Source organism: Nocardia noduli, from assembly GCF_019038455.1.
GTDB classification, from domain to species: Bacteria; Actinomycetota; Actinomycetes; order Mycobacteriales; family Mycobacteriaceae; genus Nocardia; species Nocardia noduli.
In genome coordinates this window covers 121,331-125,900 of the sequence record NZ_JAFMPL010000003.1, presented here as the reverse complement: position 1 = coordinate 125,900, position 4,570 = coordinate 121,331, and the positions used below count along the sequence as shown (strand labels likewise).

At 65.8% G+C, this 4,570-nt stretch carries 3 protein-coding genes; 1 reads left to right on the top strand and 2 read right to left on the bottom strand.

All coding sequences use genetic code 11. The features are described from left to right. Nucleotides 1–985 precede the first annotated feature (985 nt). Nucleotides 986–2,188: an alpha/beta hydrolase gene (locus JZ792_RS03780; RefSeq protein ID WP_438804291.1), complete on the bottom strand. Its 1,203-nt coding sequence runs from the start codon at nt 2,186–2,188 to the stop codon at nt 986–988. A 354-nt stretch (nt 2,189–2,542) separates the two neighbouring features. Between JZ792_RS03780 and JZ792_RS03775 the strand changes: the two genes are divergently transcribed. Beyond that, on the top strand, nt 2,543–3,505 hold the full coding sequence (locus JZ792_RS03775; RefSeq protein WP_216906853.1) for an FAS1-like dehydratase domain-containing protein: 963 nt from the start codon (nt 2,543–2,545) through the stop codon (nt 3,503–3,505). On the opposite strand, the gene JZ792_RS03770 is transcribed toward JZ792_RS03775, so the two are convergent. Continuing rightward, nucleotides 3,502–4,527 carry an LLM class flavin-dependent oxidoreductase gene (locus tag JZ792_RS03770; protein ID WP_216906851.1) on the bottom strand — a complete coding sequence of 342 codons (1,026 nt, stop codon included), beginning with the start codon at nt 4,525–4,527 and terminating at the stop codon, nt 3,502–3,504. The genes JZ792_RS03775 and JZ792_RS03770 overlap by 4 nt on opposite strands. Nucleotides 4,528–4,570: the final 43 nt, after the last annotated feature.

The window sequence follows — 4,570 nt, the reverse complement described above, 5'->3', positions numbered from 1 at the left end:
TCGTGTGACCCCTTTTTCATATTCGGAGGCACAGAAGCACAGCGCGATACCCGTGCGTTCCGCATCCGAATTTCCCCGAGTACGCGAGTTCATCCGTTTGACGCGGCGCCACCCCTGCTCTCGAAGCGCCGATCTCGAACCGCGTATAACCTGTACGCCCGCAATTGGACGCCCAATCGCGTCCTGATCGGCCTAGCTACAGCGACTCCCCACCTCCATTGCCCAAATATTGCCGACATCCCTGTTTGAAACGCGCAATTTTTACGTGCATGAAGCGATCGAGCTCGTAGAGCACCGGAGAACCGGCCGGATTCCGTCAGTGTAGACGCACACTACGACACGGTTGCGACGGGAATACCGGTCACATCGTGTTCGTTTCGCGTGGCAGAGGCGTTACAGCAGCACATCGCCGGGATGCCGTTCGTCTCGCCGACACCATACCCGCAGCCCAGAACAGCTTTTGTCATCACCCGATACCCGCGAGCACACAAAGAGGGTTGACCATAGTTTGCTGTACTGCTCGAGTGAGCGGGAAGAACAGTTCAGACCAACCGGTTGCTTTTACTCGATCGGGAAGTATTTATTCGGAGCGAAAAGGTGCTCGGATCGGAAGAAATCAGCCGTTGATTCGACACCCGGTTTCATACATCTGTGAGTAGAAGGATTTTCACAAATGGTCGCGAGTGACCTCGCGGCACGGACCGGACAAATCCGGCCGCGCACCCCCTGTCGAATCCGCCGGACCGCCGTTCGCTGAACTCCCGGTCCCGCGCACGATCCATTGTGGACCGCCCGAAAATGCCCGATGCCCACCGAGCGACGGTGCGGAGTCCGCTCGGTGGGCATCTCCATCGGACGGGCCGGGGCGGGAGCGGTCGGGGAACCGACAGCCGACCGGGGCCGTGCCGATGGGCGATGCGTCACACCGTCGGGATCGCGGAGAGTGGTCTCGATCCCGACGGCGCGACGCGGGTCTTGCGTCGGATCAGAGTGAACCGCCACCGCCGATCAGCCACGGATTGAATGTGCACGTCAACTGCGGATGCCCGACGGGATCGAGCGCGCGCAGCGCGATGGACAGCGCTCGGGGCGAATACATGAACGTCAGGTGGTCGGAGATATCGGAATCACATCCGTCCTGCAGAACGATGTTGTCGACCGTCGCACCGGGACCCGCCTTCAGGAAGGTCGAGTCGAAGGGCGTGGTGACCTCGTCGTACCTTGTACCGACCACGGTGTAGTCGACACCCGGCACGGTATCGCCGACCGCGTTCAGCCGGTTCGTGAAATCCGAACCGACGGTCTGCTGAATTCCGGCGTGCCCGACGAACAATTCGACGAAGCCGAGGATGTCGATGCCGAAGTTGTTGATGGCACGGCCGAGTGCGCCGATGCCGTCGAGGGTGGTGCCGTGATGGGTCGAGCCGAAGGTGACGAGTTTGCGAACCTTGTCCGCACCGCCTTCGTACTTGGCGTACCAATTCGCCATCGAGCCGCCCTGGGAATGGGCGACGATATCGACCTCGGACGCGCCGGTCGCGGCGCGCACCCGGTCCACGAAGACGGCGAGTTGTTTCGCCGCGTCCTGGATGTAGCCCGTGCCCATCACGCCGGGAAGCAGCGCGCCGACTCCGCCGCCCTGTATCAGCGACGACCTTCCGTAATTGAAGGTGAACACGCAGAATCCCGCGTCCTTCATCGGCTGGCCCATGTAGGCGAAACCGTTGTAGGCGTTCATCCACGTGCCGTGCAGCGCGACGACCGGCCTGCGATCGGGATCGGTGGTCTTGCAGTTCCAGTCGTTGGTGCCCGGCGGCGCGACATCGGGGTGACTCATGCCGTAAGCGAACGCCGACAGCCAGGCCGTCTGCGGTGGGCCGTAACCGACTGTGTCACTGGCGTATCCACCGGACAGACCGGAACTGCTCCCGGAACCGCCGTAGCAGTCGCCCGAGCCGTTTCCCGAACCCGCCCCACTGCCGGAGTTGCACGCGGACCCCGTACCCGCCACCGGCTCCGCCTTGCGGCCCGCGGCGATGTAGTCGGCCAGATTCTGCTCGGTGGGCGCGGGCTGCGGTTCGGCTCGCACCGAGGCCGCCGTGAAGTTCATGGCGAGGACGCAGACGCCCATCATGACAGCGGCACTGGTCCGAACTGTCGAACCACGACGGCGGATACGTCGTTTCATTCGATTGCCTTCCTGGAGAACATCGGTGTTCCGGGCCCGGTGGGCCACGACTTCGGTCGAAGGGACCGAAACTGCACCGAACGCTAGGTCCGCACCACCCCGTTCTCCCAGACAACGGACCGCCGTCTGGACAGCTCATCAACGACACCGACACGCGCTAGGTACGGCGCACAAGTCACGCATCGGAGCCGCGTCGGCACGCCGAGCGCACTGTTCTACCAAAACCGCTGCCGCCGAACGGTGAGTTGTCCTCACGATCGACCGATCCTGTTCACCCGCCGCCGTTTCGGGAACAGCATGGGCAGACAGATTTCACCGCGGTAGCCATTCCACGGCCGATCGACGGGAGTCGCGATGTCGGAGACGATCCCCGGCCTACGCCGAACGCATGCCCTCCGCCCGGCGCGCGCCGCCGAGGTGGTGCCGTCACCGGTCGTGTATCGCCACCTCACCACGGGACCGCATCCGATAGACGGTGACCTGATCCGCGAATTCTCGCGTGCGGTACGACATGTGCCGTCGACGCGGCGCAGCGGACTTCCCGACGGGTACGAATCACCCACCCTCGTCGCCCCGCCCGCGTGTACCGCGACCGTATTCACCCCGGTACTGGGCGACATCCTCGCCGAATTCGTTCCCGACGGTGGGGCGGATCGAATTCTGCACGTCGACCAGGTGGTCGAGTTCCGGCGACCGGTCGTCGAGGGCGATCGGCTGACGTGTCGCACCGCCGTCGAAGCGTTCCGGCATTTCGCCGACTACCACGTGCTGTCGATCAAATCCGTCCTCGTCGATCGGCAGGGTGCGGTCAAGCAGACCGCGACCACATCGTTGCTGACGCGGATGGGCGGCGCGAGCGGGCCGGTATCCGAGCCGAGGGTCGTCCGCGGCCACGTCTGCGCGGCGCGGACGCGCGGATCGGCGGCGAACCCGAGGCCGATCGCGCTCGACGGACTCACCGCGGGATCCGAACTGCCGCGCTGGGATGTCGGATTGAGCCACGACGACCTCACCGGCTACGCACGGCTCACCGGGGCCACCGACACCACACCGAGCACGATCGAACTCGGCCTGGTCGCCACCTATCTCGGCAAGGCCGTGGGCGCGGACACCGGAATCACCCGGCTGCGTACCCAGGCCGCGCGCCACACCCACTATCTCGGCCTGCCCGCCCCGGACTCGACGACACTGCGATTCCACGGCCACGTCACCGCCGTCGACGTCAAACACCGGCGCGCGTCGGTCACCGTCACCGTGCACGCCGATGATCGCGGGCTGTTCAGCTACGCCGCCGCCGATCTCCGGCTCCCGGATTAGCCTGCGCGAAAAACTGGTTCGGGTGCGGCGAGACCGACCAGGCGCGCCAGGCGCCGATGCGATTCCAGCCGGGCGCGACGATCGTATGTGCTGGTGTGGACCAGGATTTCGTCGGCGCCGGTCCGTGCGATCAACTGCTCCACGGCATCCGCCACCTGCTCCTCGGTGCCGTGGATGTGATCACGCAACGCGTCGTCGTAGAGGCGGCGTTCACGTTCGGTGAACTCGAGTCGCTCGATCTCCTCCGGCGCCGTCAGCGCGGGGAACTCACCGCGTGTGCGCGAATAGACGTACGACCAGGCTTCGGGCAGCAACAGCCGGTGGGCTTCCTCGACGCTGTCGGCGATGACGACGGCGGCCGAGATCATGACGTACGGCTCGGCGCCCCAGGGGCTTTCGCGAAAATCGCGACGGTACTCCTCGATCGCCGCCGCCATCGACGCGGTCCCCGCGACGGGTGCGATCACCAGGGGAAGACCGAAGCGGGCGGCGCGCTGCGCGCCGGAACCGGTGGCGAGCAGGAAGGTCGGCACCCGCTGGCCTTCGGCGGGCCAGGCATGCACACCCGCCCGTCCGCGCGTGAAATATTCGAGCACCTCGGCCAGGCGAGCGTCGAAATCGTCGGCGTCGGCCTTTCCGTGACCGAGCGCGCGGCGTACACCGTCGGTGAAGCCGACCGAACGGCCGAGACCCATATCGATCCGGCCCGGAAACAGCGATTCCAGCACTCCGAACTGCTCCGCCACCACCAGTGGTTGGTGGTTCGGCAGCATCACGCCGCCGGTGCCGACCCGGATTCGCGAGGTCGCGGCCGCGACGGCCGCCGCGAGCACGGTGGGCGCCGATCCCGCGACGCCGGGCACACCGTGATGTTCCGACACCCAGAATCGGTGGTATCCCCATTCCTGCGCGTGCCGGGCGAATTCGACCGTCTCGCGCAACGCCTCCGGATGGCTCTGGCCGCTCCGCACCCGGGAACGGTCGAGTATCGAGAAGCGGACGTCCCGCGGTGCCGAGGTCATACCTGTGTCAACGCGGGGCGTCCCGGCTGATTCCGCCGCGACG

Excerpts from the sequence above, each read along its gene's own strand:
- JZ792_RS03780 (WP_438804291.1), bottom strand. The coding sequence starts at position 2,188 with ATGAAACGACGTATCCGCCGTCGTGGTTCGACAGTTCGGACCAGTGCC.
- JZ792_RS03775 (WP_216906853.1), top strand. The coding sequence starts at position 2,543 with ATGTCGGAGACGATCCCCGGCCTACGCCGAACGCATGCCCTCCGCCCG.
- JZ792_RS03770 (WP_216906851.1), bottom strand. The coding sequence starts at position 4,527 with ATGACCTCGGCACCGCGGGACGTCCGCTTCTCGATACTCGACCGTTCC.